The following is a 26,050-nucleotide window of genomic DNA, read 5'->3' on the forward strand; positions in this document are numbered from 1 at the left end:
CGTGGCGGCCAGGCGAACGGGGCGGTCAGGCGAACGGGGCGAGCCGCTGGCCGGCCGCGTGTAGTGCGGCACGGATCAGCCGGGCCAGCTCGACCGCGCCCGGGGTGTCGCCGTGTACGCAGATCGACTCGGCGAGGCACGGGACCGGTGTGCCGTCGTGGGCGGTGACGGTGCCTCGTACCACCAGGGACAGAGCCTGTTCGACAGCGGCCTCGGTACCGTCGAGCAGCGCGCCGGGCGCTGACCGGGGCATCAGTCGCCCGTCCGGCAGGTACCCCCGGTCGGCGAAGCCCTCACCGACCGCCCGCAGGCCGGCACCGGTGGCCAGCTGCGCGAGAACCGAGCCGGGTGGACAGAGCACCGGCAACGCCGGATCGAAGTCCACGACGGCGGCCACGACCGCCGCGGCCTGCCCCTCGTCGACGCAGGCCGTGTTGTACAGCGCGCCGTGCGGCTTCACGTAACGCACCCGGTCACCGGCTACCCGGCAGAACCCGTCCAGGGCTGCGACCTGGTACAGCACGTCGTCGCGCAGCTCGGCGAATCCGTAGTCGATCCGCCGCCGCCCGAAGCCGGCCAGGTCGCGGTAGCCGACCTGGGCGCCGACGGCCACGCCCCGGGCGGTGGCCGCCAGGCACACCTGCCGCATGGTGGACGGGTCGCCGGCGTGGAACCCACAGGCCAGGTTGGCCGAGGTGACGATGTCCAGCAGGGCCTCGTCGTCGCCGAGACGCCAGATGCCGAATCCCTCACCCAGGTCCGCGTTGAGGTCCATGGAACTCCACGGTAGTGCCTGGCCGGGCCTGCGCCAGCGCGGTGACGTCGTCGACGACCGCGATCACCGGATAGCCGCCGGTGGTCGGATGGTCGGCGAGGAAGATCAGTGGCTGGCCGTCGGCGGGGACCTGCACCGCGCCGAGCACCAGCCCTTCGCTGGGCAGCTCGCCGGGCACGGACCGGGCCAGGGGGGTGCCGGTCAGCCGGGCGGCGACCCGGTTGCTCACCGGGCTGACCGTGTACGCGGTGCCGAGCAGCAGTCGGATCGCCTCCTCGGTGAACCAGTCCTGCCGGGGACCGAGCCGCACGGTGAGCCGCAGCGACTGCGCCGGCACCGACCAGGGCACCGGGTCGGTGGCCGGCACCAGGGCGGTCCCTGCGGTGCCGACCGGAAGCAGGTCGCCGTCGCGCAGTGGCGGTGGGCCGATGCCGGCGAGCGTGTCGGTGGCCCGGCTGCCGAGTACCGGCGTTACCGCGATCCCGCCGGCCACGGCCAGGTAGCCGCGTACCCCGTACCGGATAGGGCCGACCTCGACCACCGCGCCCGCCGGCACCGCGACCGCGGCCAAAAACGCGGCGGGCCGGCCGGCGACGCGCAGCCGGGCCGGGGCCCCGGTCAGGGCGACTCGGCCACCCGCCGGGAACCGAAGCGTGCAACCGGTCAGGGTCATTTCCAACGCGGCGGCGCCGGGCTGGTTGCCGACGATCCGGTTGGCCAGGGCCAGCGCCGGCTGATCGAGGGCACCGGCGCGCGGCACGCCGAGGTGGGCCCAGCCGGGCCGGCCACGGTCCTGCACCGTGGTGAGCGCGCCGGCCCGGACGACCTCGATCATCGCCGCCCCTCGGTCACCGCCCGCTCCGGTCACACCCGCTCCGGTCACGTGCGCTCCGATCGGCGTGGGCGAGCCTGACCCGGGTGCCGGGGACGAGCGTCGCCGGCGGATCGCGGTCGAGATCGAACAGGACAAGGTCGGTCCGCCCGACCAGTTGCCAGCCGCCCGGCGAGGCGCTCGGGTAGATTCCCGCGTACTCGCCGGCCAGCGCGACCGCCCCGGCCGGCACCGCCGGACGCGGGCTCGACCGGCGTGGCACGGCCCATTCGGCGGGCAGGCCGCTCAGGTACGCGAACCCGGGTGCGAAGCCGCAGAACGCCACCTGCAGGTCGGCGCCGGTGAGCCGGTCGACGGCGGTGGCCGGGTCGACGCCCCAGTGCTCGGCTACCGCAGTCAGATCAGGACCGTCGAACTGGACCGGCACGGTGACCAGGGGCGACAGCCGACCTGGCACGGATCCGGCAGCTGGGCTCGCCCCGGGTGGCCCGTTCCGGTGTCGTCCGTTCCGGGGTTGCCAACGTGCGAGCTGGCGCGCGGTGGCGGCCGGGTCGCTGAGCCCGTCGAGCAGGATGGTGCGTGCGGCGGGCACGATCTCCACGGCGTCGAGATCGCCCCGATCGCGCCGGTGGTGCAACTCGGCCCGCCAGGTCTCGATGTCGGCGCGCGCCGCAACGGTCCACTCAAGCAGCAGGGCGTGCCGCCCGGCGGTACGGATCCGCATGGGACCATCCTGCCGGCAGCTGGCAACCGGCGGACGTGAGGCGTTTCACTACCAGACGGTAACCTACGCTGCCGTAACCTGATCAGGTGACCACCGAAGCACCCCTGCGCCTGCGGCCGGTCGACATCGGCAAGCCCCGGATGCGTGGCTGGCTCCACACGTACGCGTTCTTCGTCGCCGCGGTCTGCGGGATCGTGCTCTGCGCGCTCGCCGCGACCCGGCCCGGGTGGGCCCCGCTGCTCAGCTGCGTGGTCTACAGCCTGACCGTGTGCGGCCTGTTCGGCACCAGTGCGCTGTATCACCGTCGGGTCTGGTCGCAGCAGGCATACCAGGTGATGCGCCGGCTGGACCACTCGATGATCTTCGTGTTCATCGCCGGCACGTACACCCCGTTCTGCCTGTTGCTGCTCCCCGGGCCGAGCGCGGCTTGGCTGCTCACCGTGGTCTGGGCCGGTGCGCTGGGTGGCGTCGGGATGAAGCTCATCTGGCCGCACCTGCCCCGCTGGGCCGGCGCTCCGCTCTATATCGGACTCGGTTGGGTCGCGGTCGTGGTGCTGCCCGACATCCTGCGAACCGGTGGAGTCACCGCCCTGGTCCTGCTGATCGTCGGCGGCGCGGCCTACAGCGTCGGTGCGGTCTTCTACGCGCTGCGCCGGCCCAATCCCTGGCCCACGATCTTCGGCCACCACGAGTTCTTCCACGCCTGCACGCTGGTCGCCGCGGTTTGTCACCACATCGCCATCTATTTCGCACTCTTCGCCTGACGAGGCGGCGCGGGCCGCAGCGCTGCCCCGTCACACCGGGTGTCCGGGGCGGCGGACCTCCCGGTACTGGTCCTCGACCACCCGGTCCGACTGTGTGGGGACGGCAGCCGGTTCTGCGGCCTCGGTGCGCTGGACCACCGTACGGCGACGGCTCTGCCACAGCCACAGAGTCAGCACGAGCCCGAACACGCCGGCCACCATCAGCACCCAGCCGACCGTGGTCAGATCAAGAAATCCCAGTTCAGCCTCGACCGCGAAGGCCAGGATGGCGCCCAGGGCGATGAGAAAGATGCTCCCGCCGATGCCCATTTCGTACCTCCTTGGTTACTGCCGACACCGTCGTGCCGGCGACGCGCCGCTCGCGAGGTAGCGGCGCGCTGGGATGTACCCAGGCGGCTCCGAGCCCAATCAGGCAAGCTGAAGGGATGACGCAACGCACAATCGTGCTGCTGCGCCACGCGAAGGCGGAGCAGCCTGACCGGGTGGCGGACGACGAGCGGGGACTCACCCCACGTGGGCATTCGGACGCGGCGCATGCCGGTCGTTGGTTGGCGGCCAGCGGTGCCTGGCCCGAGTTGGTCATCTGTTCACCGGCCCGGCGCACTCGGCAGACCTGGCAAGAGGTGTCCGCAGCGGGTGGGCAGGTCCCGGCCCGGTTCGAACCGGTGCTGTACGGCGGGACCGCCGGCGACCTGCTCGATCTGGTTCAGCGGTTGGATGACCAGGTAAACCGGGTGCTCGTCGTCGGGCACAACCCGACGATCTCCTACTTCTCAGCGTTACTGGATCCGGTCAACGCCAGCGACAGCGGCCTGCAGACCTGTGGCATAGCGGTGCACCGGTACGCCGGCACCTGGACCGGCTGCGTCCCGGAGGTGGCACCGCTGGTCAGCGCGTACACCGCCCGGGCGGCGAAGGTCAACTGAGCGGCGGGCACCGGCTCGAGCGGCAGGTGCGCACGCCCGCTACGCCCCCCGTCGGCAGGCAGACGTAGCGGGACGCCGACAGACCGGTCAATTCGGTGGCTGTGGGGGTTCTGCCGGCGGCGGCACCATCTGAGCGGGATGAGATAGTTTGTTCTCTTCGACGATCACCGTCCGGGCCCGGCGGCGGCGGTCGTTCCAGAACCAGAGCACGGTGAGCAGGATCGCCAGACCCGCAAGGATCAGCACCCAACCCACGGCCTGTACGTCGAGCCACCAGACGTCCGCCCGTACGGCGTACGCCAGGATGGCACCCACTGCGATGAGGAAGATTCCACTGCCGATACCCATGCGCTGCACTCCTTGTGCGGTCGCTACAAGTTGTGCGGTCGCCTGCTGAACTACCCGGGTAGGGGTCGGCGAAACGGCTGCCTACGGGTGGATGACATGACTCAGAAGGCCTCTTCGGGCAGTTCCATCAGGTCGAGCGTGGCTCCGGCGATGATGCGCCGGTCCGCACCGATGCGTGGCAGCACCTCACCGGCGAAGAACCGGGCCGCCGCCACTTTGCCCAGGTAGAAGTTGCGGTCGGCGGCGGAGATCTCGCCGGCCAGCGCGGTCAGCGCTACCTCTGCCTGGCGCTGCAGCAACCAGGCGATGACCACGTCGCCGAGGGCGAGCAGCAACCGGCGGGTGCTCAGCCCGACCTTGTACAGCGAGCGCGGCTCGCCGCCCTGCACCTCGCCGAGCCAGCCGGTCATCACCCCGAGGATGTTCTGCACCTCGCCGAGTGCCCGGCCCAGCGCCGCCCGCTCCTCCTTGAGCTGGCCGTTACCGCCTTCGGCCTCGATGAACGCCTGGATCTCGGCGGCCACGGCGAGCAGCGCCTGCCCGTTGTTCCGGACGATCTTGCGGAAGAACAGGTCGAGGCTCTGGATCGCGGTGGTGCCCTCGTACAGGGTGTCGATCTTCGAGTCGCGGACGTACTGCTCCAGCGGATAGTCCTGCAGGAAGCCCGAGCCGCCGAAGGTCTGCAGCGACTCGTGGCCGAGCAACTCGTACGCCCGTTCGGAGCCGCAGCCCTTGACCAGCGGCAACAGCAGGTCGTTGACCCGCTTGGCGAGTTTGACGCTCTCCTCGTCACCGGCCGCCGCAGCCAGGTTGATCTTGTCCTGCCAGCTGGCGGTGTAGCAGACCAGGGCACGCAGGCCCTCGGCGTACGACTTCTGCAGCATCAGCGACCGGCGTACGTCCGGGTGATGGGTGATGGTGACCCGGGGGGCGGACTTGTCGGTCATCTGCAGCAGATCGGCGCCCTGCACCCGGTTCTTGGCGTACTCCAGCGCGTTGAGGTAGCCGGTGGACAGCGTGGCGATCGCCTTGGTGCCGACCAGCATCCGGGCGTACTCGATGATCAGGAACATCTGCCGGATGCCGTCATGTACGTCACCGAGCAGCCAGCCCTTGGCCGGTACCCCGTGCTCGCCGAAGGTGAGCTCACAGGTGGTGGAGACCTTCAGCCCCATCTTGTGCTCGACGTTGGTGGCGAACACCCCGTTGCGTTCGCCAAGCTCGCCGGTTGCCGGATCGAAGTGGAACTTCGGCACGACGAACAGCGACAGTCCCTTGGTGCCGGGGCCGCCGGCGCCCTCGACGCCGACCGGGCGGGCCAGCACGTAGTGGATGATGTTCTCGCTCAGGTCGTGCTCGCCGCTGGTGATGAAGCGCTTGACACCCTCGATGTGGTACGACCCGTCCGGCTGGGGGGTGGCCCGGGTACGCCCGGCACCGACGTCGGAACCCGCGTCCGGCTCGGTCAGCACCATCGTCGACGCCCACTGCTTGTCGACGAAGAGCTTGGCCCACTCCTTCTGCTGTGGCGTGCCCTCGACGTACAGGGTGTGCGCGAACGAGGGGCCGGAGGCGTACATCCAGATCGGGGCGTTGGAGCCGAGCACCAGGTCGGCGAGGGACCACCAGAGGGCACGCGGAGCGTTGGTGCCGCCGAGCGCCTCCGGCAGATCCAACCGCCAGAACTCGGCGGACATGAAGGCGTCGAACGAGCGGCGGAACTCCTCCGGCATGGTCACCGAATAGGTGGTCGGGTCGAAGACCGGGGGATGACGGTCACCGACGACGAAGCTGGGCGCCAGCTCGTCGCGGGCCAGCCGGTCGACCTCGGCAAGGATGCTGCGGGCCGTGTCGACGTCCAGATCCGCGTACGGCCCCTGGCCGAAGGTCCGGTCGGCGCCGAAGACCTCGAAGAGGTTGAACTCCAGATCCCGCAAGTTGCTCTTGTAATGGGTCATGGCGTGCTGGCCCCCGCTTCCCGGACACGGTTACTGGTCAGTAACACCAACTGTATTACCGGCAGGTAGCTACGACAAGCGACCTATCACAGTGACCGGGACCACACCATCGCGACACCGAAGGCTTTCATGCTTATACATCCCATATACCGCTGATGAAGCTTGAGATGGCATGAGTCTGATTTGTTCCGCTACGCGAGCCGTTACCGACTTACATGGTTGTCGTTTGGCCCGATGCACGGCTTCGCAGAGTCGGGCAAAGTTAGGAGAAGGTGCAGATCGGACCAGGAGGCTGCCATGTCCATCATCCGACTACTCGATGTGTTGATCGATCCACTTGCCAGCCGCCGCTACGTCGGTCGGCACCGCGCACTCGCCGGGATGAGCTTTCTCCACGTCCTGCCGCAACACGTCTGACTCGGCATCAGCCTTCCGCTGCGCCAACCTCCCAGCTGGGCACAGACGTGGCTGGCACCGCGCCCGAGCCGGTGTACTCCATCAGCACCAGGGCGATGTCATCGTCGAGCCGCCCGTACACCCACTCGATCAGGGCGCTCTCCAGCGATGCCAGCCCATCCCCGACGGTTCCGTGGCCGAGCAGCCGCCAGGCCCGGTCCGCGGTGGGGAAGAAGGCACCGTCCCGGCGAGCTTCGCCCAACCCGTCGGTGAACAGCAGCAACCGGTCACCCGGTTCGAGGCGTTCGACCCGTGGACGTACCACCGGCATGAAGCCCAGTGGCGGCGCCGGTGCCGGCGGTTCGAGCGGGATCACCTGGCCACGGCGCAGCAACAGCGGTGCCGGATGACCGCAGTTGACGATGGTCAGCGTCCCACCGCGCTCCTCGACCAGGGCGGCTGTGACGAAGTCCTCGTCACCGACGCTACGGGCGACCGCCCGGTCCAGGTCGGCGACGATCGCCCGCAGGTCCGCCCGCTCGTAGGCCACGTGCCGGTAGGAGCCGAGGACGATACTGGCCAGCCGGACCGCGTCCAGGCCTTTGCCCCGTACGTCACCGATGATCATCCGTACTCCGTACGGCGTGTCCAGCGCCTCGTACAGGTCACCGCCGATATCCGCAGCGGCGGTGGCGGAGATGTACCGTCCCGCCACCGAGATGGTGCCGACCTGCGGGCCGATCGGGCGCAGCACCGCCTGCTGGGCCACCGAGGCCAGTCGGGACAGCTCGGCGATCTGCTCGGCCTGGCGTTCCCTGATCACCGCGACCGCGGCGGCCAGGCCGGTCGCCAGCGCGATACCGACCACGTTCACCGCGGTGGCCAGCGACACCATCTGCCCGGTGAGTGCGAAGGTGACACCGACCAGGGTGGCGAGCACCCCGGCGGACAGGACGACCCGCCAGGTCGCGAACGCCGCCGCGAGGAACGGCGCGGCGGCCACCAGCCCGACGTAGTTGGGGCTGGAGCCGTCGGCGATCTCTACCGCCGAGACGAGTGCGAGCAGCACAAGGGCCGCGCCGAGGCCGACGCGGGATCCAGCGCTGAGCGGGCGGCGGGCGCCCGTCGGGATGATGTGCATGGGTACGCGAAACAGCATGACTGATCGTTCGTGGTGGCCCAACGGGGTTGGCCCCTCGGTTGACCCGGTTCTGACCACCTGGGGTATTACACAAGATCGGCTCTCAGGTTCACGTACTGCGGCCGGCTTCCGGTTGCTCAACCTGGGGCCAAATCTCTAAACGGCACGGATGGCTACTGACCAGCGCCTTAATGCTGATTCGTGACTCAGTCTTTCAGCTGTTGCCGGCGAGCACCTCGTACCGGACATCCAGATGACCCAGGTCAAGAGCGGCAATCTTCGCGAAGGCCGCACGAGAGAGATCAAGACAACGGCCGTCCACGAACGGGCCCCGGTCGTTGATCCGCACCACGACCGCCGCGCCGGTCGCCGGATTGCTCACCCGGACCCGGGTGTCGAACGGCAGGCTCCGGTGCGCAGCCGTCAACCCGTCCGGATCAAAGGCCTCACCGTTCGCAGTGACCTGACCGCTGGCGTAGTAGGACGCGCCGCAGGTGCCACTGTCGACCACGGTCGCCGCCACGCTCGGCGAGCCCGACGTGGTCGACGGGGCCGACGGAGCCGACGCGGTCGACGCGGTCGACGCGGTCGACGGCGAGGGCGAGGGGCTCGGCACGGCAGACCGGTCGGCCCCACGGGCAGCCCGGGTCGACTCGGCCGATCGCTCCGCTTCGGGTCGCCCAGAACCGGCTGCCGACGGTGCACCTGCCGTTGGGGTCACCGTGGCGCCGGCCGTCGCGTCAGCCTCAGCGCCGGTGGTGTCGCTGGTCAGCCGAAGCCCGACCGCGGTGCCGCCGGTCAGCAGGCCGGCCACCAGAAGGGCGATCAGCCACGGCGCGACCCGCAACCGGCGGGCGTACGGATCGCGATGCCGCGCGGCCATGCGTACTCCCGTGCCTTCCGGCGGTAGACAACATAATCGCGGGCACCGTAGCCGGAGAAGCGCTTCCCCTGTCAAGCATCCATACTCGGTTGGTGGCCGACCGAGAGACTGACGCACCGCCGGCAGGCGGCGAGCGTACGGCGGCCCGTCCGGACGCCTTTCGGCGGATGCTGGTCGATGCCTTTCGTTGGCACGACCCCGGACCGACCAGCAGCCATCTGGTCAGCGACATTTCCGCGTGGTGGCGGGACCCGGTGATCATCGCCGGGATCGGACCGGCGCTCGCCGCGCTTGTCGCCTCCGATCGCCCCGATGTCGTGATGGCGCCGCAAGTCACCGGCCTGATCGTCGGGCCGCTGGTGGCAGCGGCGCTCGGTGCAGGTCTGGTACCCGCGTACAAGCACGACCCGCACCGTGCCCTCGCAGACGCTACGACCTGGGCCGCAACGGCCCCGGACTACCGTGGCCGGACGCTGCGGCTCGGCATCCGCGACCGGCACCTGCAGTCGGGCCAGCGCGTCCTGCTGGTCGACGACTGGGTCACCACCGGAGCGCAACTGCGCGCCATGGCCAGGATCGTCGCTGCCCGGTGCGCGACGGTGACCGGCAGCGCCGTGCTCGTCGCCGACTGCCCACCCGACATCGCCGACGAACTACACCTCCGTGCCCTGCTGCACAGCCGCGACCTCTGATGGTCCGTGCGGGCACTCGACCCCGACCGTTGCCTTCACGTCGGCGGCTGCTGGTGGAGTCACGGCGTCGCCTCGTGCCCCGGCCGGCCGACGGTGCGCCGTGCCTGCTTCATCTCGGCCTCGTGGATGTGTCGCCGCCCGGCCGCCAGTTCTTTCCGAGCAGCGCGCTCCACCTCCTGAAAGGCCGCGTAGTAGCCGTCGTCGAACTCCTCGACGATCTGGAACGTCCAGCGACCCGGCAGGACGTTGCGGCCGATCAGCTCACACTCGACCCGAGCCGAAAGGTGGTCGTGTCCGGCCTCGCGGAGCAACTCGACAACCCGGTCGAGAGTGGCGTCCGCGCCACCGATCAGCTGGTGCATCGAGTAGAGGTGGCCACGCGCGCGGTGCACCGCTTCCAAGGCTTTGCTCAGCTCGCCCAGCGCCGCCACGGTCGTATCGTCGACACCTGACGGACGGGAGTGTTCGGCATCGACCGACCGTGGATCCTGCTGCTCACGCATGAGGCCTTAATACCAGGGTGTAGCCGCACGATCGATAGAGTCGCCAGGTGGACACCCATCGGCAGACCGTCTCGGTGATCACACCGGTGCATCCCGCGAGCATCCCCTACCTACCCGAGGCGTACGAGTCGCTGTGTGCTCAGCAGATGCCCGCCGACTGGCAGTGGCGTTGGCTGGTGCAGGAAGATGGCACGACCGGCTCGGTCCGCCGAGCGCTCCCGACCGACATGCGGGTCAGCGTTGGGATGAACCGGCCGGGCGGCCCTGGTGTCACCCGAACCATGGCGCTGTCCAGGGCGGCCGGGGCGCTGGTCAAGGTCCTCGACGCCGACGACAGGCTCACCGAGGGCGTCCTCGCCCGTGACATAGCGGTGCTCGGCGCCGACCCCACCGTGGGCTGGGCCGTCTCGCGGGCACTCGACCTGCATCCGGACGGATCGACCACGGCGGTGGCCACCGATCCACCTGACGGGCGGCTCACCGCTGGTGCGCTGCACCGTGCCTGGTACGACAGCGACCGTCGACTGCCCGTCCATCCCGCGACCATGTGCCTGCGTACGGATCTCCTGCTCGCTCTCGGTGGCTGGATGGCACTTCCCGCATCCGAGGACACCGGCCTGCTGCTCGCGGTCAGCACTGTCAGCGATGGCTGGTTCATCGGCCAGGTAGGGCTGCTCTACCGGAAGTGGCCCGGACAAGCCACCAGTCAGGCAAGCCACTGGTCCCCGTCCGAACGTGCGACACGCATCAAGGTGATCGATGATCGTGTGGCCGCTCTGCAACGGGTCCAGTAGACGAGAAGATCGGCTTCAGTTTTCGGAACATCTTCGAGTTGCTGGACGGACGCGTGACCGCGCTCACGTCGCAGCCGGAGAGCGAGCTGGCCGCGGAAAGCAGAGGCTGGGTACGACCCCGACAGTCTCGCCCCTCGCTGGGTCGGCACACTGTGGTCCTGACCAGGGCTTCTGGACGTTGGAGCGGGTGACGGGGATCGAACCCGCACTGTCAGCTTGGGAATCGCCGGACACCGGCAGCTGCCGGGCTCGTCCCCCAGGTCACAGCGGCCCCACCTGGCCTGGGCTGGCCTTGATCATCCTGACCTACTGGCACGCCGATGGCACGGCCGGACAGCGCGCGGGGAACTTCCGCCGCAACGACAGGTCGAGCTGCGTGGCCGAGCCCTTGCCGGCGGTCGAGCGCACGTGTCATCCTAGCCAGGACAGGTTTCGTCGGACAAAATACGACGCGTGGCCAGGTACAGGTACTCGTGGGCGCAGTCCGCCAGCAAGCACAACATAGCGCAACATCGATCACGATACGTCATCGAACACTGCGGTCAACCGTACGTCCTCCCACCAGAACCCCCGGACCGACCCGAACGGCTCCTGTTCCTCGGCGACGACAGAGACGGCGTCGCACTCGAAGTCGTCGCCGTCGAGTTACTCGATGGGACGTTACGCGTGATCCACTCCATGGACATGCGACCCAAGTACAACCGGCTCTACAAGGAGGCGAAGCCATGGCGGGTGTAACGCGAGCAACGAAGGACCGAACGACCTCCACGACCTCTAACAAGACAAAGGCACCACGCCGGGCAACCACCACCGGAGCCCGGGCGACTCGGGCAGCCAGCCGACAGACCAAGAACGGTACGGCGCTCACGTCGCAGCTGGAGAGCGAGCTGGTCGAAGAAGCAGAGGCTGGGTACGACCCCGACAGTCTCGCCCCTCGCCGGGTCGGCAGACCGCCACTCTCCAGCAGCGGCGGCGCCTCGCACAAGATCAGCATCCGAGTTGATGACCAAACCTACGAAATGATCAAAAAGGTGGCGGAGCTGACCAACCGCAGCCCCAGCGAGTTGATCCGCGAAGTGCTGCAGGCCGCGTACCCGCGAAAGTAGGAAGCTGGCGGCGACCCCGCGCGCATACGACGGAAGCCCTGGTTGGGATTGTGGTCTCCACCAGGACTTTCGGTGTGGAGCGGGTGACGGGAATCGAACCCGCACTGTCAGCTTGGGAAGCTGATGTTCTGCCATTGAACTACACCCGCGAGCGGCACCACTCTACCTGGTTCGGTCGGCAGATGCGCAACAGGCCGAGCGGATAGCTGCCACGGTCGCGAGACAGCGGCCTCGGCGTTGGCCGTCAGCAGGCGACCGGGTCGGGCAGCGGGCTGCGTACGCTGTCGCTGGCCGGGTCGAGCCAGACCTGGACCGCCGGTTGGTCGACGGTCGCGAGTGTGATCCCGGCGGTGGTGTTGCGCCGCGCCACCATCGCCACGTCCACGGTGAACTCGAACAGCCGCCAGTCGACGTGCGGCACGGCACGTAGGTCGCCCGCGAGCCGGGCCACTTTCGCCACGTCGGTCACCGGGTGGGCGCGCCCGGCCAGGTACGCCTCGTCGTCACTCTGCTCCGGCGGGAACGAGTGCAACGCGTACCGCCCGTCACGCTCGAGGTCACGGCGCTTGGGCGAGTCGACGATGAAGCAGTACAACCCTTCATCGGTGATCACCGGCGAGATCGGGTGCACCCGTGGACCGCCGTCGGCTCGGACCGTGGCGAGGTAGCCGAGGCCGGGACCGTACTGCTGCATGAGGAGTCGGATCGCTGTAGCCAGCCGGGGCTCGTCGGCGGCGAACTCGGACCAGGTTGCCATGCACACAGTCTATCGAACACATGTTCTAAAAGATAGTTGGATCGGGCGGCCCGGCCAGTTGCCCGAGCCATGGTCGCTATGGTGTGACGATGCTCCTCTCCGACCGGGACATCGTCGCGGAGACCAAGATCGGCGGGCTCGCTCTCGAGCCGTTCGAACCAGCCCTCATCCAGCCGTCGAGCATCGATGTGCGGCTCGACCGCTACTTTCGGGTGTTCAACAACCACCTCTACACCCACATCGACCCGGCCACCCGGCAGGACGATCTCACGTCGCAGGTCGAGGTACCCGTCGGCGACCCGTTCGTACTGCACCCGGGCGAGTTCGTCCTCGCCTCCACGCTTGAGGTGGTGACGCTCGGCGACCGGCTCGCCGCCCGGCTCGAAGGCAAGTCCAGTCTGGGCCGGCTCGGCCTGCTGACCCACTCGACCGCCGGCTTCATCGATCCAGGTTTCTCCGGTCACGTCACGCTCGAGCTGTCCAACGTCGCGAACCTGCCGATAATGCTCTGGCCAGGCATGAAGATCGGCCAGCTCTGCATCTTCCGGCTCTCGTCAGCCGCCGAGCATCCGTACGGATCATCGGTCTACGGCTCGCGCTACCAGGGTCAGCGGGGGCCGACGCCGAGCCGGTCCTGGCAACGGTGGCAGACCTGGCCGACGGGATAGGTCCAAGACGGGATAGGCCGACCAGGTGTAGCGAAAGGCGTCCTCCCAAGCCGGGGGGAGGCATGGGAGGACGCCCTTCAAACGGCCGGTGCCGCCGCACGACGGGGGGATCCGCGGCTAGCGCCAGGCCATGGGGAGGAGTGAAGTTATCCGGGCCGGCCGTAGCTGTGCACGTCCGAACCGATCTTGCGCATCTGCACCGGGGAGCCGGCCTGCGGCGCGTGGACGATCCAGCCGTCCCCGACATACATGCCGACGTGCGACAGCCCGCTGTAGTAGAAGATCAGGTCACCCGGTCGCAGCTCGGACCGGTCGACGTACGCCATCACCTGCCGCTGCCGGGCCGCGTTGTGCGGCAGCGAAACGCCGCCCTGGCGCCAGGCCGCCGAGGTCAGGCCCGAGCAGTCGTAGCTGTTGGGCCCGGCTGATCCCCACACGTACGGCTTGCCGATCTGCGCGCAGGCGAAGGTGACGGCCTTGCCGGCCGCACCACCGGGGTAGGTGGCCGGGCAGGGTGCGGGCCGCAGCGAGCCGAGCGTGTTCGTCGACCCGTACGCCTGCAGCCGCAGTTCCTGCAGCCGGTCCACCTCGGCGTCGATGTCCTTGGCTTTCGCCGCCAACTGTGCTTCGGTCTGGGTCAGCTCCCCGATCAGTTCGTCGAGGGGCGCCTTCTGCGCGGCGTACTTGTCCTTGAGGTCGACGACCGCCTGTACGTCGCGGGCCTGCCTGCGGGCGAACTGGTCGAGCAGTTCCAACTGGTCGGCCAGGTGGGTGGGCTGGCCGCTGACCAGGATCGCGTTGATCGCCGAAGGGCTGCCGCCCTTGTACGACCGTGCGGCGAACTCGCTGACCCGGTCCATCGCCAGATCGATCTGGATCTGCAAGGGCTGAATCTTCTTACCGAGGGCCTCGGCCTGCTTCTTCTTCCCGGCCAGATCCTGACGTACGGCATTGTGCCGTTCGATCGTCGGTTCGAGTTCCGCCCAGACGTCGTCGATCTGGGCTTCGATCTGCGCCACGGTAGGTTGGGCCTGTGCGGGCGATCCGGCCAGCAGCAGTCCGGCGCTGGCAGCAACGGCTACCACCGCCCGAAGAATCTGTTGATGGGTACGCGGCGTTGTGCACCCGTGGTCCCGCTCGGACCATCCGGGGCGCCGCCGAGGGGCGCTCGTAGCCACCGGACTCCTTCTCCCCAGACCGCCTACCGGGTTAGCTGACGGGTTCGGGCGGAAAGGAGACGCCCTACCGCAGCTGATCCTGCGGATTCACCCCGAGTTACCGTGGGTCCCCGGCTCGTGATGTGTGACGATTAGGCGGTGTCGGGTCGAGGTCAACCTGGTTGGCTGACGTCATCTCGACTCGACGATCCCCAAGAGTAGAGAGCGCTGTTCTCCGTACGCAAGCGACGACGATGGACATTTCTTTCCGTAGGCAGATGATTGCTAATCGTGCAGTAGTCGCAGTCGCTCATGCGTTCGAATCGCGGCCTGCAGACCAGCGCCGCAGCACCGGCCTACCGGCATCGTCGACAGCCGCCGAGCACTGATCGATCCACCTCTACAACCAGCTGACCTGCAACAATCACCCGACCCGTTTGAATCCAGCGATCGGCATGTGGTCGATATTCGCCATTTGCACCGGTTGACCGGAGCTCGGCGCGTGCACCATCAGACCATTACCGATGTACACGCCTACGTGATGCAGATCACTGAAGAAGAAAACGAGATCTCCTGGCAGCGCCTCGGCTCGGCTGACCGACCTACCCTGGTTCCACTGCGAACCGGTGTAGTGGGTGAGACCCACCCCCGCACTCGACCAGGCGTACTGGGTAAGCCCTGAACAGTCGAATGCGTTGGGGCCGGTCGCGCCCCAGACGTACGGCTTGCCGATCTGCGCGCACGCGGTCGCGACCGCGGTGGCGGCGGCACCGCCGACCGAGGCCGCCGGGCAAGGGCCGGAGGCGCCCGACCCGCCGGTGTAGCCGGTTGTCTGGTAGGCGTCGGCCCGCATGTCTTCCAAACGATCGATCTCGGCGTTGATCGTCTTGCGCTTCGCGGCGAGTTCCTCGTCCTGCACCTTCTGCTTCGCGATGAGCTCGTCGAGGGTGCGCTTCTCGCTCAGGTACTGGTCCCGGGTGGCGAGCACGGTGACGATCTGCTCGTGCCGTTGCTTCGAGATCCGGTCGAGGACGACCAACTGATCAGCCAGGCTGGTCGGCGTCCCAGTGGTCAGTAGCGCGTTGAGTTCGGTGGACGGTCCGGTGCGGTAGTACCGGTTGGCCACCTCGCCGATCTCGTCGGACGCGAGATCGGCCTGTAACGACAGCGGGCGGATCCGCTCGTCGAGTTGGGCGACCTTCTTCTGATTCGCCTTCAGCTCACTGTGCACCTTGTTGTACTGCTCGATTACCGGCTCCAGCTTGAGCCACTGCGCGTCGAGTTCAGCTTCGATCTCGGCGAGGGTCGGCTCCGCCTGTGCGGCAGTTGCCGGCAGCAAGCCGACGCTGAGCAAGAGCAGAGCAGCGACGGCAGTTCGGGCGACGAATGCCGAACGATACTTCTTGCAGTCAAATTGCGACTCAGCGTAATCATTGGCGCGGTCTTGCGTGAGCACACGTGCCATTGGCAGCGACTCCTTCATATCGATCGCTGGGGCCTCCCAGGCGGGGGGACGGAGGCCGACATCCGCAGCGGTCGGTGCCCAACCTTATTGGAACGACCCATATTCGTTCAAGGCCGACTTTGCCCCCCTCGGCGATCGTCACCACCCAGCGCGACCGCCCCCGCAGAGTTGGCGTAGCGACACGAACACCCTCGGTTTGGCGAAACACCGCTACTCGGCCTCGCGCCGACCAGCGAATTGAAGTCAGACGATTCAGAATGTGGCGACCCTCGGAGCGGTCTGGGCGGTGGACGCGACCGTCGAGGTCGTCACTGCGTACCGCACGGCCGTCACCGCTGAGGTGTTCGCCGCGACCGACGTGGCGACCGACGGAAGCTGGCCGCCAGCCGGACGATTCCGCCAGCCGCCGCGCCGAGCAGTACGCCGGTGGCGTTGTTGACCCAGTCGTAGCCGACGCACTCACGGCCCACCCCGAGCATCGCCTGGGCGAGCTCGATCGCGGCTGGCACAAGAAGCAGCGCTCCGGTGGCCGGCAGCGGCCGGCGCACCGCGAGCACCGTGCAGAAGGCCAGCGGAACGAACATCGCGACGTTACCCACGCGCTCGCCGAGTGAGTCGATGGTGACCAGACCGGACCAGAGCACAGCCGGATCTGTGAGAGACCGGACGCAGGCCGCCACCATCTGGCTGTCAGCCCCTGACACCGACGCACCGGGCGCGACCGGCACTCCACCGGTCGGTGCGGGTGGCAAGGTCAACGCGGCGACGGCGGCCGCGCCGAGAAACAGTCCCAGGGTCGGCCAGCGGGCCCAGCCGAGTCGGTGGGCGAGCGGCCGGTGCACCAGCAGCCCGACCACGGTCAACAGCACCAGCGTCAGGAACGGCCAGGGCTGGGACAGAAATTCACGGGCCCAGCCCAGCACCCGCTGTCTCCCTACTCTTCGACCTACTCTTGGCGTGTCGTCGTCGATTCCACGGTCGGCGGTTGCGTGGTCGCCGGTTGCGTGGTCGCAGCCGATGGTACCGCCGGCTGCATCGACCTGAGCAGCACGGTTGCCACATCGACGACCTCGACGTTCGCGCCGGCCGTGCCGGCGGACTGCTTTCCGGTGAGACCGTCGCCGAGCATCGTGAAGCAGAACGGGCAGCCGACCGCGATCGTCTCCGCGCCGGTGGCCAGCGCTTCCTCTACCCGGTCGACGTTCACCCGCTTGCCGATCCGCTCCTCCATCCACATCCGCGCACCGCCGGCCCCACAGCAGAACGAGCGCTCGGAGTTGCGTGGCATTTCGCGCAACTGCCCGCCCGTCGGGCCTGCGGTCCCGGCCCGGTCCCCGCCCGTTACTGCGGCTCCAGCTGCGGCTGCGGCGCCGGCTCCGGCGCCATCGGCGGTCAACGCGGCGCCGAGGACCTCGCGTGGCGGGCTGAACACCCGGTTGTGCCGACCCAGATAGCAGGGATCGTGGTAGGTCAAGCCGCCGTCCACCGGAGTGACCGGAGTGAGCCTGCCGGTGGCCACCAGGTGTGCGAGCAGCTGGGTGTGGTGCACCACCTCGAAGTGCCCACCGAGTTGGCCGTACTCGTTGCCGAGCGTGTTGAAGCAGTGCGGGCAGGTCGCAACGATCTTGCGCTTGGCCGGCTCCCGGTCGCCGAACGCCTCGTTGAGGGTTTCTACGTTCTGCTGGGCGAGCATCTGGAAGACGAACTCGTTGCCGATACGCCGGGCCGGGTCACCGGAGCAGGTCTCGCCCTCGCCGAGGATCGCGAAGGCGACGCCGGCGGAGTGCAGCAGGGTGGCCACGGCGCGCGTGGTCTTCTTCGCCCGGTCCTCGAAGGCACCGGCGCAGCCGACCCAGAACAGGTACTCGAAGTCGTCGATCTCGCCGACCCGGGGCACCGCGAAATCGAGACCCTTGGTCCAGTCCTCCCGGGTGTTCGGTGGCGCGCCCCACGGGTTGCCCTTGTTCTCCAGATTGCGCAGCATGACGCCGGCCTCGCTGGGGAAGCTCGACTCGATCAGCACCTGGTAGCGGCGCATATCCACGATGTGGTCGACATGCTCGATGTCGACCGGGCACTGCTCGACACACGCACCGCAGGTCGTGCAGGACCACAGCACGTCCGGATCGATGACGCCGCCGTCGTCGGATCCGCCGATGAGCGGCCGGTCGGCCTCGGCCAGCGCCAGCGCATCGACCTTGGCCAACTGCTCCGGGGAGGCCTTCTCCTCACCGGCCAGGTCCTTGCCGCCGCCGGCGAGCAGGTACGGCGCCTTGGCGTACGCGTGGTCGCGCAGTGACAGCACCAGCAGTTTCGGCGACAGCGGCTTTCCGGTGTTCCAGGCCGGGCACTGCGACTGGCAACGACCGCACTCCGTGCAGGTGGTGAAGTCGAGCAGCCCCTTCCAGCTGAACTGCTCCACCTGCGCCACGCCGAACTGGTCCTTCTCCGGGTCCGCTTCCTCGAAGTCGAGCGGCTTGCCCTGGCTGGTCATCGGGCGCAGCGCGCCGAGCCCGGAGTTCGCTCTGGCCGGGTCACGCTTGAAGTAGATGTTGAAAAAGGCGGCGAACCGGTGCCAGGCGACGCCCATCGTCAAGGTCAACGCGATGACGATCAGCCAGGTCATCGAGATGAGGATCTTGACCAGGGCGGTGACGCTGATCGCCGTTTCGGACGGTGGCAGTACGGCGCCGAGGGCGTGGCTGACCGGAGTCGCCCAGATCGGGAAGTCGAAGTGGTCGGTGGCGACCCGGAACCCGCGGATCAGGAATCCGCAGACGAGTACGGTGAGCACGACCGCCTCGACGAAGTAGCCCTGCCACATCGTCGAACCGGTGAACCGGGATCGGCCACCGGCACGGGTCGGGCGGTTGGCGAGCCGGATGCCGATCAGCACGCTGATGCCCGCCAGGCCCAGGATCGAGATGAGCTCGGTGACCAGTCCATAGACCAACCAGGTGCCGATCACCGGGATGCCACCACCGGCGTGCACCACCTCGAAGTACGCCTCCAGCACCAGGATCGACAGCACGATGAAGGCGACCATGACGAGCCAGTGCGCCGCGCCGACCACGCTCCACCTGAGCATCCGGGTGTGGCCGAGGGTCTCGCTGAGCATCACCCGGGCGCGGGTGGCGGGATCCCCGGTACGGGTGGGGTCGGCCTGGCCGAGCCGGATGATCGACACGAACTGCCATACCGCCCTGCCGGCGAGCCCCACCGCGACCGCGGTCACGATGGCGGCGATGACAGTAGTGACGATCTGGACCGTGCCCATACGCTGGCCTCCCGGTGTGCTGCGGACAAGCGGCAGGGTGACCGGAAGGCCGGTCTGCCCTAGCTTACCGCTACGTTACCCACGAGTAACGTGAGCAATGTCGCAACGGGCCAGCCGTCCGGTACCGCCACCCTATGGCAGCAAACACCAGGTCATCACCGGGGCGCCAGTCGACGCCGGTGCGGGGTTCAGCGCCAGCGGGACAGTAGGATCAGAGAGCTCACCATGGCGCCGAAGCCGACGGCAAGATTCCAGTAGCCCCACGTCGCCACCGGGTAGGCCGTCTCGGACAGGTAGTACACGACCAACCAGCCGATGCCGAAGACGATCAACGCGACCGCGGTGATCGGCAACCAGATCGGGCTCGGCTTACGGCTGGCCGCGGTCTGGGTGGGCCGGACATCGGTCGGCGGGGTGTAGACCTTCTTCTTGCGAACCTGGGACTTAGGCACGACGCTCTCCTGGTGGCGGTCATCCGGCCCGGTAACCGGACGCAGCGGCGACGGTCCATGGCCAATAATGTTCACCGGCTAGCGTAGTCAAGTTGACGCGTTCCGGCCACGGACGGGGTAGGAACCGGACCGGCAACTGAGCACGACCAGCACCACCAGGCAAAACAGGCGACCCAGGTGGCCCACTATGCGGACAGCGGTCGATGGCCACCGGCACGGAAGGGGCTGCGGTGGAGTACACATCCGGCAGCGCGTCCTGGCGGGACGTGGTGAGCCGGGCGTTGCGTGGCCTCATCCGGCGGCGACCGGGCTACCGCCAGCCTGGCTGGGCCGCCGGCGTGCCCCTCATCGCGCTACTCGCCGGGATGCTGTTCACCACGACCGCGACCACCGCCGGGGGCACGACCCTGCGTGAGGACCGCCGCCCGCAACTCGCCCAGTTGATCAACGATCGCCGGGCGCAACTCGCCGCCAGCGAGGAGCGGGCCGCACAGTTGCGGGCCCAGGTCGACGAGCAGGCCGCGCTCGTCGCCGGCTCGGACGAGACCATCGCCGAACAGCAGGACCGGGTGGTGGCGAACCGGCCGGCCGCCGGGTTCACCGCGCTGGCCGGCCCGGGGATCGTCATCGAACTCGATGACGCGCCTCGGCTGACCGATCTACCCGACGGCGCCAGCAACGACGACCTGGTGGTACACCAGAGTGACGTACAGGCCGTGGTCAACGCGCTGTGGGCGGGCGGCGCCGAGGCCATGTCAATCATGGATGTACGGGTGCTCGCGACCAGCGCGGTACGCTGTGTCGGGAACACACTGCTGTTGCACGGCGGCGTATATTCGCCGCCCTTCCGGATAGCCGCGATCGGTGACCCGGCCGCCCTGCAGCAGGCGCTGGCCGAGTCGGAAGGGGTCCAGTTGTTCAGGGATGCCGTGCTTCACTTCCAACTCGGCTACCAGGAGACCGTGGAGCCCGAGTTGACCGTACGGGCCTTCGACGGCTCGGCGTCGCTGCGGTACGCCACCGTGCCGGGGTCGACACGATGACCCGTCCCGGGCCGCCGGTCGACGGCGGCCACGGCTTCTCTGGTCACGGCTACTCTGGCCACGGCGACAACGACCGCAGCAACGGATATCAGCACCAACCGGACCGTTACGGCCGCCACCAGGCGCACCATCTGGATGACGCGACGGCGGTGATTCCCCGGTTCGCCGGCCCGCGCCCGGCACCACCCGCCGACCCGCACACTGCCGCCCAGACCGCCCTCATCCCGGCGTATCCGAACGACCATGCGGCCGCCGCCACCAACGTGCTCCCGGTCGTGATCAGCAGCTACCAGCCACCCCCCGACGGCGACAAGCCGGCATTGGACGGGCACGAGCGGCCACCGTCTCGGCGGGGTGAGCGGGTGGTCAAATTGCGGCCGGAGCGCACCGGTGAGGGATACAAGAGCATCTATTCAGAGCTGACCCGGCCCACTGTCTGGAGCCGGCTACGCACCGCGGCGCGGTTCACCGGCGAGCTGCTGATCACCTTCGGGGTGATCGTGCTGCTGTTCGCCGGCTACGAGATCTGGGGCAAGTCAGTCATCGTCAACGCCCATCAGGAAGATCTCAGCGAGCAACTCGCGCAGCAATGGGCCGACGTGCCCGCCCCGGTGGTCAGCGATGGTCCGTCGCCCGCACCGGTCGCCGCTCCCGAGCCGCCGGTACAGGGCACACCGGTCGCCGGACTCTACATTCCCAAGATCGACAAGAGCTGGGTCGTGGTCGAGGGCGTCGGGCAGAACGACATCAGGTATGCCCCCGGTCACTATCCGAACAGTGCCCAGCCGGGTGTGATCGGCAATTTCTCGGTCGCCGGGCACCGCAACCGGGCCACCTTCTGGCGGCTGGACGAACTACGCGACGGCGACGTCATCGTCGTCGAGGACCGGGACACCTGGCACGTGTACGCCGTCACCCGCAACCACATCGTGCTGCCCTCGCAGACCGAGGTCGTCGCGCCGGTGCCCGGCGACCGCAATGCGAAGCCGACCAAGGCGATGCTCACCTTGACCACCTGCCACCCGAAGTTCGACAACTACCAACGGCTGATCGTGCACGCCACGCTGGTCCGCAGCCAGCCGAAGGCCGACGGCCAACCGGCGGAGCTGGGCGGTTAGCCGGTGTACGCGTGGATCTGGCGCAAGCTTCCGTTCGGGCTGGCCGGCAAACTGGTCGGCTCGGTGCTGCTCGCCGGTGTGGCGGTCGCGCTGCTGTGGTTCGTCGTCTTCCCCTGGGCCGAGCCCCTGCTGCCCTTCGACGACGTACAGGTCACCGACGGTGGCGTACCGGGTGGCGACCCGGCCGGTGACGGCTCCACCGGGGGCGACCCGTCCGGCGGGCAGCCCGACGGTGGTGACGCGCCGGACGGCGACGGCCCCGGCGAGCACGACCTGCCGTACGACACGGAGACGAACAATCCCGCACCACCTGAAGTAAACGGCGACTAGGGCTAGGTGGCCACGTGCGCGTACTGGTGATCGACAACTACGACTCGTTCGTGTTCAACCTGGTGCAGTACCTGGGCCAGTTGGGTGCCGAGTGCGAGGTCCGGCGCAACGACGAGATCACCGTCGACGAGGTCGGCCGGCTCGGGTCGGTCGGCGTGCTGCTTTCCCCTGGTCCGGGCACTCCGCAGCGGGCCGGCATCTGTCTGGACGTGATCGACCGGTACGCCGGCAAGCTGCCGATCTTCGGGGTCTGCCTCGGTCACCAGGCGATCGGGGCGGCCTTCGGCGGCGTCGTCGAGCGGGCGCCGGAGCTGCTGCACGGCAAGACGTCCCTGGTGCACCATGCGGGTGCCGGCGTGCTCGCCGGGCTGCCGGATCCGTTCACCGCGACCCGCTACCACTCCCTGGCGGTACGGGCCGAGACGTTGCCGGACGAGATCGAGGTCACCGGACGTACCCCGTCCGGCGTGGTGATGGCGATGCGTCACCGCAGCTTGCCGGTGGAGGGGGTGCAGTTCCACCCCGAGTCGGTGCTCACTGAAGGCGGCCACCTGATGCTGGCGAACTGGCTGGCCGTCTGCGGGCTACCGACCGCGCGGGAGCGCGCCCCGCAGCTCGCCGCCGAGGTGGAGGTCCGCCGCCGCGCCGCGTTCGCGGCCGCCTGACCGCCGTGGGCCCAGCCGCGCCAGCGGCCTGACCGCCGTGGGCCCAGCCGCGCCAGCGGCCTGACCGCCGTGGGCTCAGCCACGCGAGCGGCTCAGCAGGTAGACGAAGTACGGCGCACCGATGAGGGCGACTATCAGCCCGGCCGGAATCTGCGCCGGCGCGATCACGGTCCGCCCCACCGTATCGGCCAGCCCGAGCAGGACCGCGCCGAGCAGGACCGCCACCGGGACCGCCCGGACATGCCGTCCGCCGACCAGCGCGCGGGCGGCGTGCGGGGCCACCAGCCCGACGAATCCGACCACGCCGACGGCCGCGACACTCACCGCCGCGAGGATCGCCGTCACCGCCAGGGTGAGCAGCCGGGTCCGTTCCAGGGCGACGCCGACCAGCCGTGGTGTGTCCTCGTCGAGGGCCAGCAGGTCCAGCTCTCGCCGCAGCACGAATGCGACCGGTAGCGCGAGCAGCAGCGCCACCACCACCGGCAGCACCTGAGCCCAGCTACGACCGTACGTGGTCCCCGACAACCAGGTGTAGATCCGTGGCGTGTCCCAGGGGTTGGCGCGGATCAGAAGGAACGTCGTCAGCGCCATCGTCGCGTACCAGACACCGATGCCGACGAGCACCAGCCGGTCGGCGTCCAGCCCGTGCCGCCACGCTGTCCCGTACACCACACCGAACGCGAGCAGCGCCCCGCAGATCGCGGCTACCAGCAGGTTGCCGTTGTCGCCGGCACGACTCGTGACGACGACGACCGCCGCGAGCCCGGCGCCGCCGGTGATGCCGAGAATCCCCGGCTCGGCCAGCGGGTTGCGGCAGGTGGCCTGAACCAGGCAGCCGGCCAGCGCGAGCGCCCCGCCGGCAGCCAGCGCCGCCACCACCCGGGGTGCACGTTCGTCGAGCGCGAACGCGATCATCGGTGCGGCCCGCCCGTCGAGCCACAGCAGGATGTCGCCGGTGAGCAGCCAGGTGTGCCCGGCGAGCAGACCGACCAGCAGGGTGCCGACGGTGGCGAGCGCACCCGCGCCCAAGGTGAGCCGGAAACGCAGCTGGCCCCGGACGCGGGTAGCGGAGCCGGGCGGCCGACGGGTCGGACCGGAATCGCGGGCGCGGCGGGCAAGGACGACCAGCACGACGGCACCGGCCAGCGTGGTGGTGACTCCGGTGGGAACGGCGATCGCCCGGTCCGCGCCGAGCAGCGCCCGGATCAGCACGTCGGCACCCACCACGGCCAGCGCGCCCACCAGCCCGGCCGCCGGGATCAGCACGGCGTGCCGGTGCAGCACCGGGATCACGCGGGCCAGGAGCCGGGCGATCACGGGTGCGCAGAGTCCGACGAACCCGATCGGCCCGGCCAGGGTCACCGCAGCCGCAGTGAGCAGGACCGCCAGCCCGACACCGACCGCCCGGGTGCGGCGCACCGGCACGCCGAGCACGCCGGCGGTGTCGTCACCGAAGCCGATCAGATCGAGCCGGCGGGCGAGGAACAGTCCGCCGGCGGTGGCTACCGCCACGACCGGCGCGGCCTGCTGGAACGCGGTGAGGCCGAGTTGGCTCAGCGATCCGCTGCCCCAGGCGAACAGACCGGTGGTCTCCTGCTGGAAAAGGATCAGCAGGGCCGAGGTCGCCGCCTGCAGCGCCATCGCCACCGCCGACCCGGCCAGCACCAGGCGGGTGGTGGCGGCACCGGCCCCGCCGGCGAGGCCGAGCACGACGGCCGCCGCCAGCAGGCCGCCGGCGAAGGCGACAGCACCGGATGCCCAGATCGGCACGGCAAGCCCGAACGCCGCGACCGCGACGACCGCGAGGTACGAGCCGGCCGTCACCGCGAGTGTGTCCGGTGAGGCCAGCGCGTTGCGGGCGAGTGACTGGAACAGTGCTCCGGCTACGCCGAGGGCGAATCCCACCGTGATCCCGGCGGCCAGACGCGGCACCCGGGACCCGACGAGCAGGTCGCGGGTCAGGTCCGCCCGCGCCGACTCCCGGCCCGCGATGAACTCGATCAGATCGCGCAGCCCCAGGTCCGCGGTGCCCTGGGTGAGATGCCAGCCGGAGGTGAGCACCAGCGCGGTGGCCAGGATCGCGAGTACGGCAGCTGCGGCGACGAACCCGCCACCCCGGCGGGGTTGGCCGGTGTCGGGCACCGGGGAGGTGTCCTCCCCGGTGCCCGCCGGACGGCGCACCCCGCTGGCGGTTCGTGGCGGCGGACCGACTGCCACGGGTCGCTCAGCTGGTCAGCAGGTCGACGTACGCGTCGAGGATCTGCTGCGACGAGCGGGGCCCGCCGAAGGTCCAGACACCGGGCGGAAAGGCGTACACCCGGCCTTCGGTGACCGCCGGCAGCGAGTCCCATACGCTGTTCTTCGCCAGCTCGGCAAGTACGTCGCCGGCCGGATCGACGGTGCCGGTGTGGAAGAAGGTCGCCGCACCGACGGCCTGGACGCCTTCGATGTCGGTCTGGCCGAGCCCGTACACCGGGTCGACCTCTCCGGTCCAGGCGTTGGTCAGCCCGAGCTCCTCGCCGAGCTCACCGACCAGCGATCCCTGGCCGAACGGGCGCAGCGTGACGTTGCCGCCCTGGATCCAGCCGTCGAAGTAGATGAACTCGGTCGTCGCGAGGTCGGCGTCGACGACGTCCTGCTTGGCCTGTTCCAGACCGGTCGTGAACTCGTCGACCACCAGCTCGGCGCGTTCCTGCCGACCGGTCGCCTCGGCGATCAGGCTGAAGGTGTCGAGCATGTTCTGGATCGGGTCGGCGGTGTCCGCACCCTTGGTGGCCAGCACCGGCACGTCGTACTCGGCCAGTTGTTCGACGACCGCGTCGTCGGCGCCGAACGGCTCGATGATCACGAGGTCGGGGTTGGCGGCGAAGAGCGCATCCAGGTTCGGCTCGCCACGTCCACCGACATCGGCCGCACCGTCGGGTAGTTCCTCGGCGGTGTTCCAGGTGCGGTAGCCCTCGACATCGGCGACGGCCACCGGAGTCAGGCAGAGCGTGAGTACGTCCTCGATCTGTTGCCATTCGAGCACGGCCACCCGTTGCGCCGGCTGATCGAGTTCGACGGTGCGCCCGAGGGCGTCGGTGAGGCTGACCGGACCGGTCGATGTCGTGGTGGTGTCGTCAGCGCAGTCCAGGGACTCGTTCGCGGCCGGTGCCCCGGTGGCTCCGGTGCCGGGATCGGTCGTGCCGCAGGCACCCAGCAGCGTCGTCAGCAGAGCGGTGGCGCACAGGGTCGCCGTGGTGCTTCTGGTCTTCATCAATTCCTCGCTCGGGTTCG

Annotated in this window: 27 protein-coding genes, 1 tRNA gene, 2 pseudogenes and 1 riboswitch; of the genes and pseudogenes, 11 read left to right on the top strand and 19 right to left on the bottom strand. The window is 69.1% G+C overall.

Going from position 1 to position 26,050, the window contains the following annotated elements; all coding sequences use genetic code 11:
- Positions 1-25: 25 nt before the first annotated feature.
- From ACN27F_RS18545 to ACN27F_RS18555, 3 genes are read right to left on the bottom strand one after another with little or no spacing between them, the layout of a single operon-like run.
- A complete protein-coding gene (locus ACN27F_RS18545; protein ID WP_421435039.1) occupies positions 26-775 on the bottom strand; it encodes a LamB/YcsF family protein in 750 nt (249 codons plus the stop codon).
- The gene (locus tag ACN27F_RS18550) at positions 750-1,610 is read right to left on the bottom strand and encodes a biotin-dependent carboxyltransferase family protein (protein WP_421440294.1); all 861 of its coding nucleotides are present in this window, start codon (positions 1,608-1,610) and stop codon (positions 750-752) included. The genes ACN27F_RS18545 and ACN27F_RS18550 overlap by 26 nt, the downstream gene beginning before the upstream one ends.
- Before the next feature lie 13 nt (positions 1,611-1,623).
- Positions 1,624-2,331 carry a 5-oxoprolinase subunit B family protein gene (locus ACN27F_RS18555; protein ID WP_421435042.1) on the bottom strand — a complete coding sequence of 236 codons (708 nt, stop codon included), beginning with the start codon at positions 2,329-2,331 and terminating at the stop codon, positions 1,624-1,626.
- An 86-nt stretch (positions 2,332-2,417) separates the two neighbouring features.
- Here ACN27F_RS18555 and trhA point away from each other — a divergent pair, with 86 nt between their 5' ends.
- Positions 2,418-3,095 carry a PAQR family membrane homeostasis protein TrhA gene (gene trhA / locus ACN27F_RS18560; RefSeq protein WP_421435044.1) on the top strand — a complete coding sequence of 226 codons (678 nt, stop codon included), beginning with the start codon at positions 2,418-2,420 and terminating at the stop codon, positions 3,093-3,095.
- Between the two features lie 30 nt (positions 3,096-3,125).
- Here the strand turns inward: trhA and ACN27F_RS18565 are convergent, their stop codons facing one another.
- Positions 3,126-3,404, bottom strand: a complete 279-nt coding sequence (locus ACN27F_RS18565; protein ID WP_421435045.1) for a DUF6458 family protein — start codon at positions 3,402-3,404, stop codon at positions 3,126-3,128.
- Positions 3,405-3,520: 116 nt separating this feature from the next.
- Here ACN27F_RS18565 and ACN27F_RS18570 point away from each other — a divergent pair, with 116 nt between their 5' ends.
- Positions 3,521-4,021, top strand: a complete 501-nt coding sequence (locus ACN27F_RS18570; protein WP_421435047.1) for a SixA phosphatase family protein — start codon at positions 3,521-3,523, stop codon at positions 4,019-4,021.
- 87 nt (positions 4,022-4,108) lie between these two features.
- Here the strand turns inward: ACN27F_RS18570 and ACN27F_RS18575 are convergent, their stop codons facing one another.
- The 4 genes from ACN27F_RS18575 to ACN27F_RS18590 all read right to left on the bottom strand — a co-directional run bounded on the left by ACN27F_RS18575 (position 4,109) and on the right by ACN27F_RS18590 (position 8,747).
- Entirely contained in the window at positions 4,109-4,369 is a 261-nt protein-coding gene (locus ACN27F_RS18575; RefSeq protein WP_282224681.1) for a DUF6458 family protein, read from the bottom strand.
- Between the two features lie 101 nt (positions 4,370-4,470).
- On the bottom strand, positions 4,471-6,327 hold the full coding sequence (locus tag ACN27F_RS18580; RefSeq protein WP_421435048.1) for an acyl-CoA dehydrogenase: 1,857 nt from the start codon (positions 6,325-6,327) through the stop codon (positions 4,471-4,473).
- A gap of 424 nt (positions 6,328-6,751) precedes the next feature.
- Positions 6,752-7,882, bottom strand: coding sequence for a PP2C family protein-serine/threonine phosphatase (locus tag ACN27F_RS18585; RefSeq protein WP_421435050.1), 1,131 nt, complete (start codon positions 7,880-7,882; stop codon positions 6,752-6,754).
- Between the two features lie 196 nt (positions 7,883-8,078).
- Positions 8,079-8,747 (bottom strand): septal ring lytic transglycosylase RlpA family protein, encoded by a 669-nt coding sequence (locus tag ACN27F_RS18590; protein WP_421435053.1) that lies wholly within the window; start codon positions 8,745-8,747, stop codon positions 8,079-8,081.
- 167 nt (positions 8,748-8,914) lie between these two features.
- Between ACN27F_RS18590 and ACN27F_RS18595 the strand changes: the two genes are divergently transcribed.
- A complete protein-coding gene (locus ACN27F_RS18595) occupies positions 8,915-9,439 on the top strand; it encodes a phosphoribosyltransferase family protein (protein ID WP_421440296.1) in 525 nt (174 codons plus the stop codon).
- A 59-nt stretch (positions 9,440-9,498) separates the two neighbouring features.
- On the opposite strand, the gene ACN27F_RS18600 is transcribed toward ACN27F_RS18595, so the two are convergent.
- Positions 9,499-9,942: a hypothetical protein gene (locus tag ACN27F_RS18600; RefSeq protein ID WP_421435056.1), complete on the bottom strand. Its 444-nt coding sequence runs from the start codon at positions 9,940-9,942 to the stop codon at positions 9,499-9,501.
- A gap of 47 nt (positions 9,943-9,989) precedes the next feature.
- Between ACN27F_RS18600 and ACN27F_RS18605 the strand changes: the two genes are divergently transcribed.
- The 3 genes from ACN27F_RS18605 (at position 9,990) to ACN27F_RS18615 (ending at position 11,842) form a co-directional block, all read left to right on the top strand.
- Positions 9,990-10,736 carry a glycosyltransferase gene (locus tag ACN27F_RS18605; RefSeq protein WP_421435057.1) on the top strand — a complete coding sequence of 249 codons (747 nt, stop codon included), beginning with the start codon at positions 9,990-9,992 and terminating at the stop codon, positions 10,734-10,736.
- A gap of 453 nt (positions 10,737-11,189) precedes the next feature.
- The gene (locus ACN27F_RS18610) at positions 11,190-11,474 is read left to right on the top strand and encodes a hypothetical protein (RefSeq protein ID WP_421435060.1); all 285 of its coding nucleotides are present in this window, start codon (positions 11,190-11,192) and stop codon (positions 11,472-11,474) included.
- The gene (locus ACN27F_RS18615; RefSeq protein WP_421435062.1) at positions 11,462-11,842 is read left to right on the top strand and encodes a ribbon-helix-helix protein, CopG family; all 381 of its coding nucleotides are present in this window, start codon (positions 11,462-11,464) and stop codon (positions 11,840-11,842) included. The genes ACN27F_RS18610 and ACN27F_RS18615 overlap by 13 nt, the downstream gene beginning before the upstream one ends.
- A 75-nt stretch (positions 11,843-11,917) precedes the next feature.
- Here the strand turns inward: ACN27F_RS18615 and ACN27F_RS18620 are convergent.
- Positions 11,918-11,991, bottom strand: a tRNA-Gly gene (locus ACN27F_RS18620).
- A 95-nt stretch (positions 11,992-12,086) separates the two neighbouring features.
- A complete protein-coding gene (locus ACN27F_RS18625) occupies positions 12,087-12,599 on the bottom strand; it encodes a pyridoxamine 5'-phosphate oxidase family protein (RefSeq protein ID WP_421435064.1) in 513 nt (170 codons plus the stop codon).
- A gap of 89 nt (positions 12,600-12,688) precedes the next feature.
- On the opposite strand from ACN27F_RS18625, the gene dcd reads away from it, so the two are divergent.
- Positions 12,689-13,267, top strand: coding sequence for a dCTP deaminase (gene dcd, locus ACN27F_RS18630; RefSeq protein ID WP_421435066.1), 579 nt, complete (start codon positions 12,689-12,691; stop codon positions 13,265-13,267).
- 146 nt (positions 13,268-13,413) lie between these two features.
- On the opposite strand, the gene ACN27F_RS18635 is transcribed toward dcd, so the two are convergent.
- From ACN27F_RS18635 to ACN27F_RS18660, 6 genes and pseudogenes are all read right to left on the bottom strand, one after another.
- Positions 13,414-14,352 (bottom strand): NlpC/P60 family protein, encoded by a 939-nt coding sequence (locus tag ACN27F_RS18635; protein ID WP_421435069.1) that lies wholly within the window; start codon positions 14,350-14,352, stop codon positions 13,414-13,416.
- A gap of 98 nt (positions 14,353-14,450) precedes the next feature.
- Positions 14,451-14,593: riboswitch (cyclic di-AMP (ydaO/yuaA leader) on the bottom strand.
- Positions 14,594-14,848: 255 nt separating this feature from the next.
- A complete protein-coding gene (locus ACN27F_RS18640; protein ID WP_421435071.1) occupies positions 14,849-15,889 on the bottom strand; it encodes an NlpC/P60 family protein in 1,041 nt (346 codons plus the stop codon).
- Positions 15,890-16,218: 329 nt separating this feature from the next.
- A complete protein-coding gene (locus ACN27F_RS18645; protein ID WP_421435073.1) occupies positions 16,219-16,812 on the bottom strand; it encodes a VanZ family protein in 594 nt (197 codons plus the stop codon).
- Between the two features lie 23 nt (positions 16,813-16,835).
- A pseudogene (locus ACN27F_RS18650) lies at positions 16,836-17,186 on the bottom strand (heterodisulfide reductase-related iron-sulfur binding cluster); the annotation flags it as partial.
- Between the two features lie 98 nt (positions 17,187-17,284).
- A pseudogene (locus ACN27F_RS18655) lies at positions 17,285-19,166 on the bottom strand ((Fe-S)-binding protein); the annotation flags it as partial.
- Positions 19,167-19,354: 188 nt separating this feature from the next.
- On the bottom strand, positions 19,355-19,618 hold the full coding sequence (locus ACN27F_RS18660; protein ID WP_421435074.1) for a cell division protein CrgA: 264 nt from the start codon (positions 19,616-19,618) through the stop codon (positions 19,355-19,357).
- A gap of 230 nt (positions 19,619-19,848) precedes the next feature.
- Between ACN27F_RS18660 and ACN27F_RS18665 the strand changes: the two genes are divergently transcribed.
- From ACN27F_RS18665 to ACN27F_RS18680, 4 genes are read left to right on the top strand one after another with little or no spacing between them, the layout of a single operon-like run.
- Positions 19,849-20,661, top strand: coding sequence for a DUF881 domain-containing protein (locus ACN27F_RS18665; RefSeq protein ID WP_421440298.1), 813 nt, complete (start codon positions 19,849-19,851; stop codon positions 20,659-20,661).
- On the top strand, positions 20,658-21,779 hold the full coding sequence (locus ACN27F_RS18670) for a class E sortase (RefSeq protein WP_421435077.1): 1,122 nt from the start codon (positions 20,658-20,660) through the stop codon (positions 21,777-21,779). The genes ACN27F_RS18665 and ACN27F_RS18670 overlap by 4 nt, the downstream gene beginning before the upstream one ends.
- 3 nt (positions 21,780-21,782) lie before the next feature.
- Complete coding sequence (locus ACN27F_RS18675; RefSeq protein WP_421435080.1) at positions 21,783-22,109, top strand: hypothetical protein; 327 nt, start codon at positions 21,783-21,785, stop codon at positions 22,107-22,109.
- Positions 22,110-22,123: 14 nt separating this feature from the next.
- On the top strand, positions 22,124-22,774 hold the full coding sequence (locus ACN27F_RS18680) for an aminodeoxychorismate/anthranilate synthase component II (protein ID WP_421435082.1): 651 nt from the start codon (positions 22,124-22,126) through the stop codon (positions 22,772-22,774).
- A gap of 75 nt (positions 22,775-22,849) precedes the next feature.
- Here the strand turns inward: ACN27F_RS18680 and ACN27F_RS18685 are convergent, their stop codons facing one another.
- Together ACN27F_RS18685 and ACN27F_RS18690 are read right to left on the bottom strand one after the other, a co-directional pair.
- Complete coding sequence (locus tag ACN27F_RS18685) at positions 22,850-24,991, bottom strand: iron ABC transporter permease (RefSeq protein ID WP_421435085.1); 2,142 nt, start codon at positions 24,989-24,991, stop codon at positions 22,850-22,852.
- Between the two features lie 7 nt (positions 24,992-24,998).
- On the bottom strand, positions 24,999-26,030 hold the full coding sequence (locus ACN27F_RS18690) for an ABC transporter substrate-binding protein (protein ID WP_421435087.1): 1,032 nt from the start codon (positions 26,028-26,030) through the stop codon (positions 24,999-25,001).
- Positions 26,031-26,050 lie beyond the last annotated feature (20 nt).

The organism is Solwaraspora sp. WMMB335, assembly GCF_049179075.1.
GTDB lineage: Bacteria > Actinomycetota > Actinomycetes > Mycobacteriales > Micromonosporaceae > Micromonospora_E.

Coding starts and splice junctions, on each gene's coding strand:
- ACN27F_RS18670 (WP_421435077.1), top strand. CDS start 20,658: ATGACCCGTCCCGGGCCGCCGGTCGACGGCGGCCACGGCTTCTCTGGT.
- ACN27F_RS18590 (WP_421435053.1), bottom strand. CDS start 8,747: ATGGCCGCGCGGCATCGCGATCCGTACGCCCGCCGGTTGCGGGTCGCG.
- ACN27F_RS18690 (WP_421435087.1), bottom strand. CDS start 26,030: ATGAAGACCAGAAGCACCACGGCGACCCTGTGCGCCACCGCTCTGCTG.
- ACN27F_RS18640 (WP_421435071.1), bottom strand. CDS start 15,889: ATGGCACGTGTGCTCACGCAAGACCGCGCCAATGATTACGCTGAGTCG.
- ACN27F_RS18570 (WP_421435047.1), top strand. CDS start 3,521: ATGACGCAACGCACAATCGTGCTGCTGCGCCACGCGAAGGCGGAGCAG.
- ACN27F_RS18575 (WP_282224681.1), bottom strand. CDS start 4,369: ATGGGTATCGGCAGTGGAATCTTCCTCATCGCAGTGGGTGCCATCCTG.
- ACN27F_RS18595 (WP_421440296.1), top strand. CDS start 8,915: ATGCTGGTCGATGCCTTTCGTTGGCACGACCCCGGACCGACCAGCAGC.
- ACN27F_RS18545 (WP_421435039.1), bottom strand. CDS start 775: ATGGACCTCAACGCGGACCTGGGTGAGGGATTCGGCATCTGGCGTCTC.
- ACN27F_RS18565 (WP_421435045.1), bottom strand. CDS start 3,404: ATGGGCATCGGCGGGAGCATCTTTCTCATCGCCCTGGGCGCCATCCTG.
- ACN27F_RS18615 (WP_421435062.1), top strand. CDS start 11,462: ATGGCGGGTGTAACGCGAGCAACGAAGGACCGAACGACCTCCACGACC.
- dcd (WP_421435066.1), top strand. CDS start 12,689: ATGCTCCTCTCCGACCGGGACATCGTCGCGGAGACCAAGATCGGCGGG.
- ACN27F_RS18555 (WP_421435042.1), bottom strand. CDS start 2,331: ATGCGGATCCGTACCGCCGGGCGGCACGCCCTGCTGCTTGAGTGGACC.
- ACN27F_RS18600 (WP_421435056.1), bottom strand. CDS start 9,942: ATGCGTGAGCAGCAGGATCCACGGTCGGTCGATGCCGAACACTCCCGT.
- ACN27F_RS18625 (WP_421435064.1), bottom strand. CDS start 12,599: ATGGCAACCTGGTCCGAGTTCGCCGCCGACGAGCCCCGGCTGGCTACA.
- ACN27F_RS18585 (WP_421435050.1), bottom strand. CDS start 7,882: ATGCTGTTTCGCGTACCCATGCACATCATCCCGACGGGCGCCCGCCGC.
- ACN27F_RS18550 (WP_421440294.1), bottom strand. CDS start 1,610: ATGATCGAGGTCGTCCGGGCCGGCGCGCTCACCACGGTGCAGGACCGT.
- ACN27F_RS18580 (WP_421435048.1), bottom strand. CDS start 6,327: ATGACCCATTACAAGAGCAACTTGCGGGATCTGGAGTTCAACCTCTTC.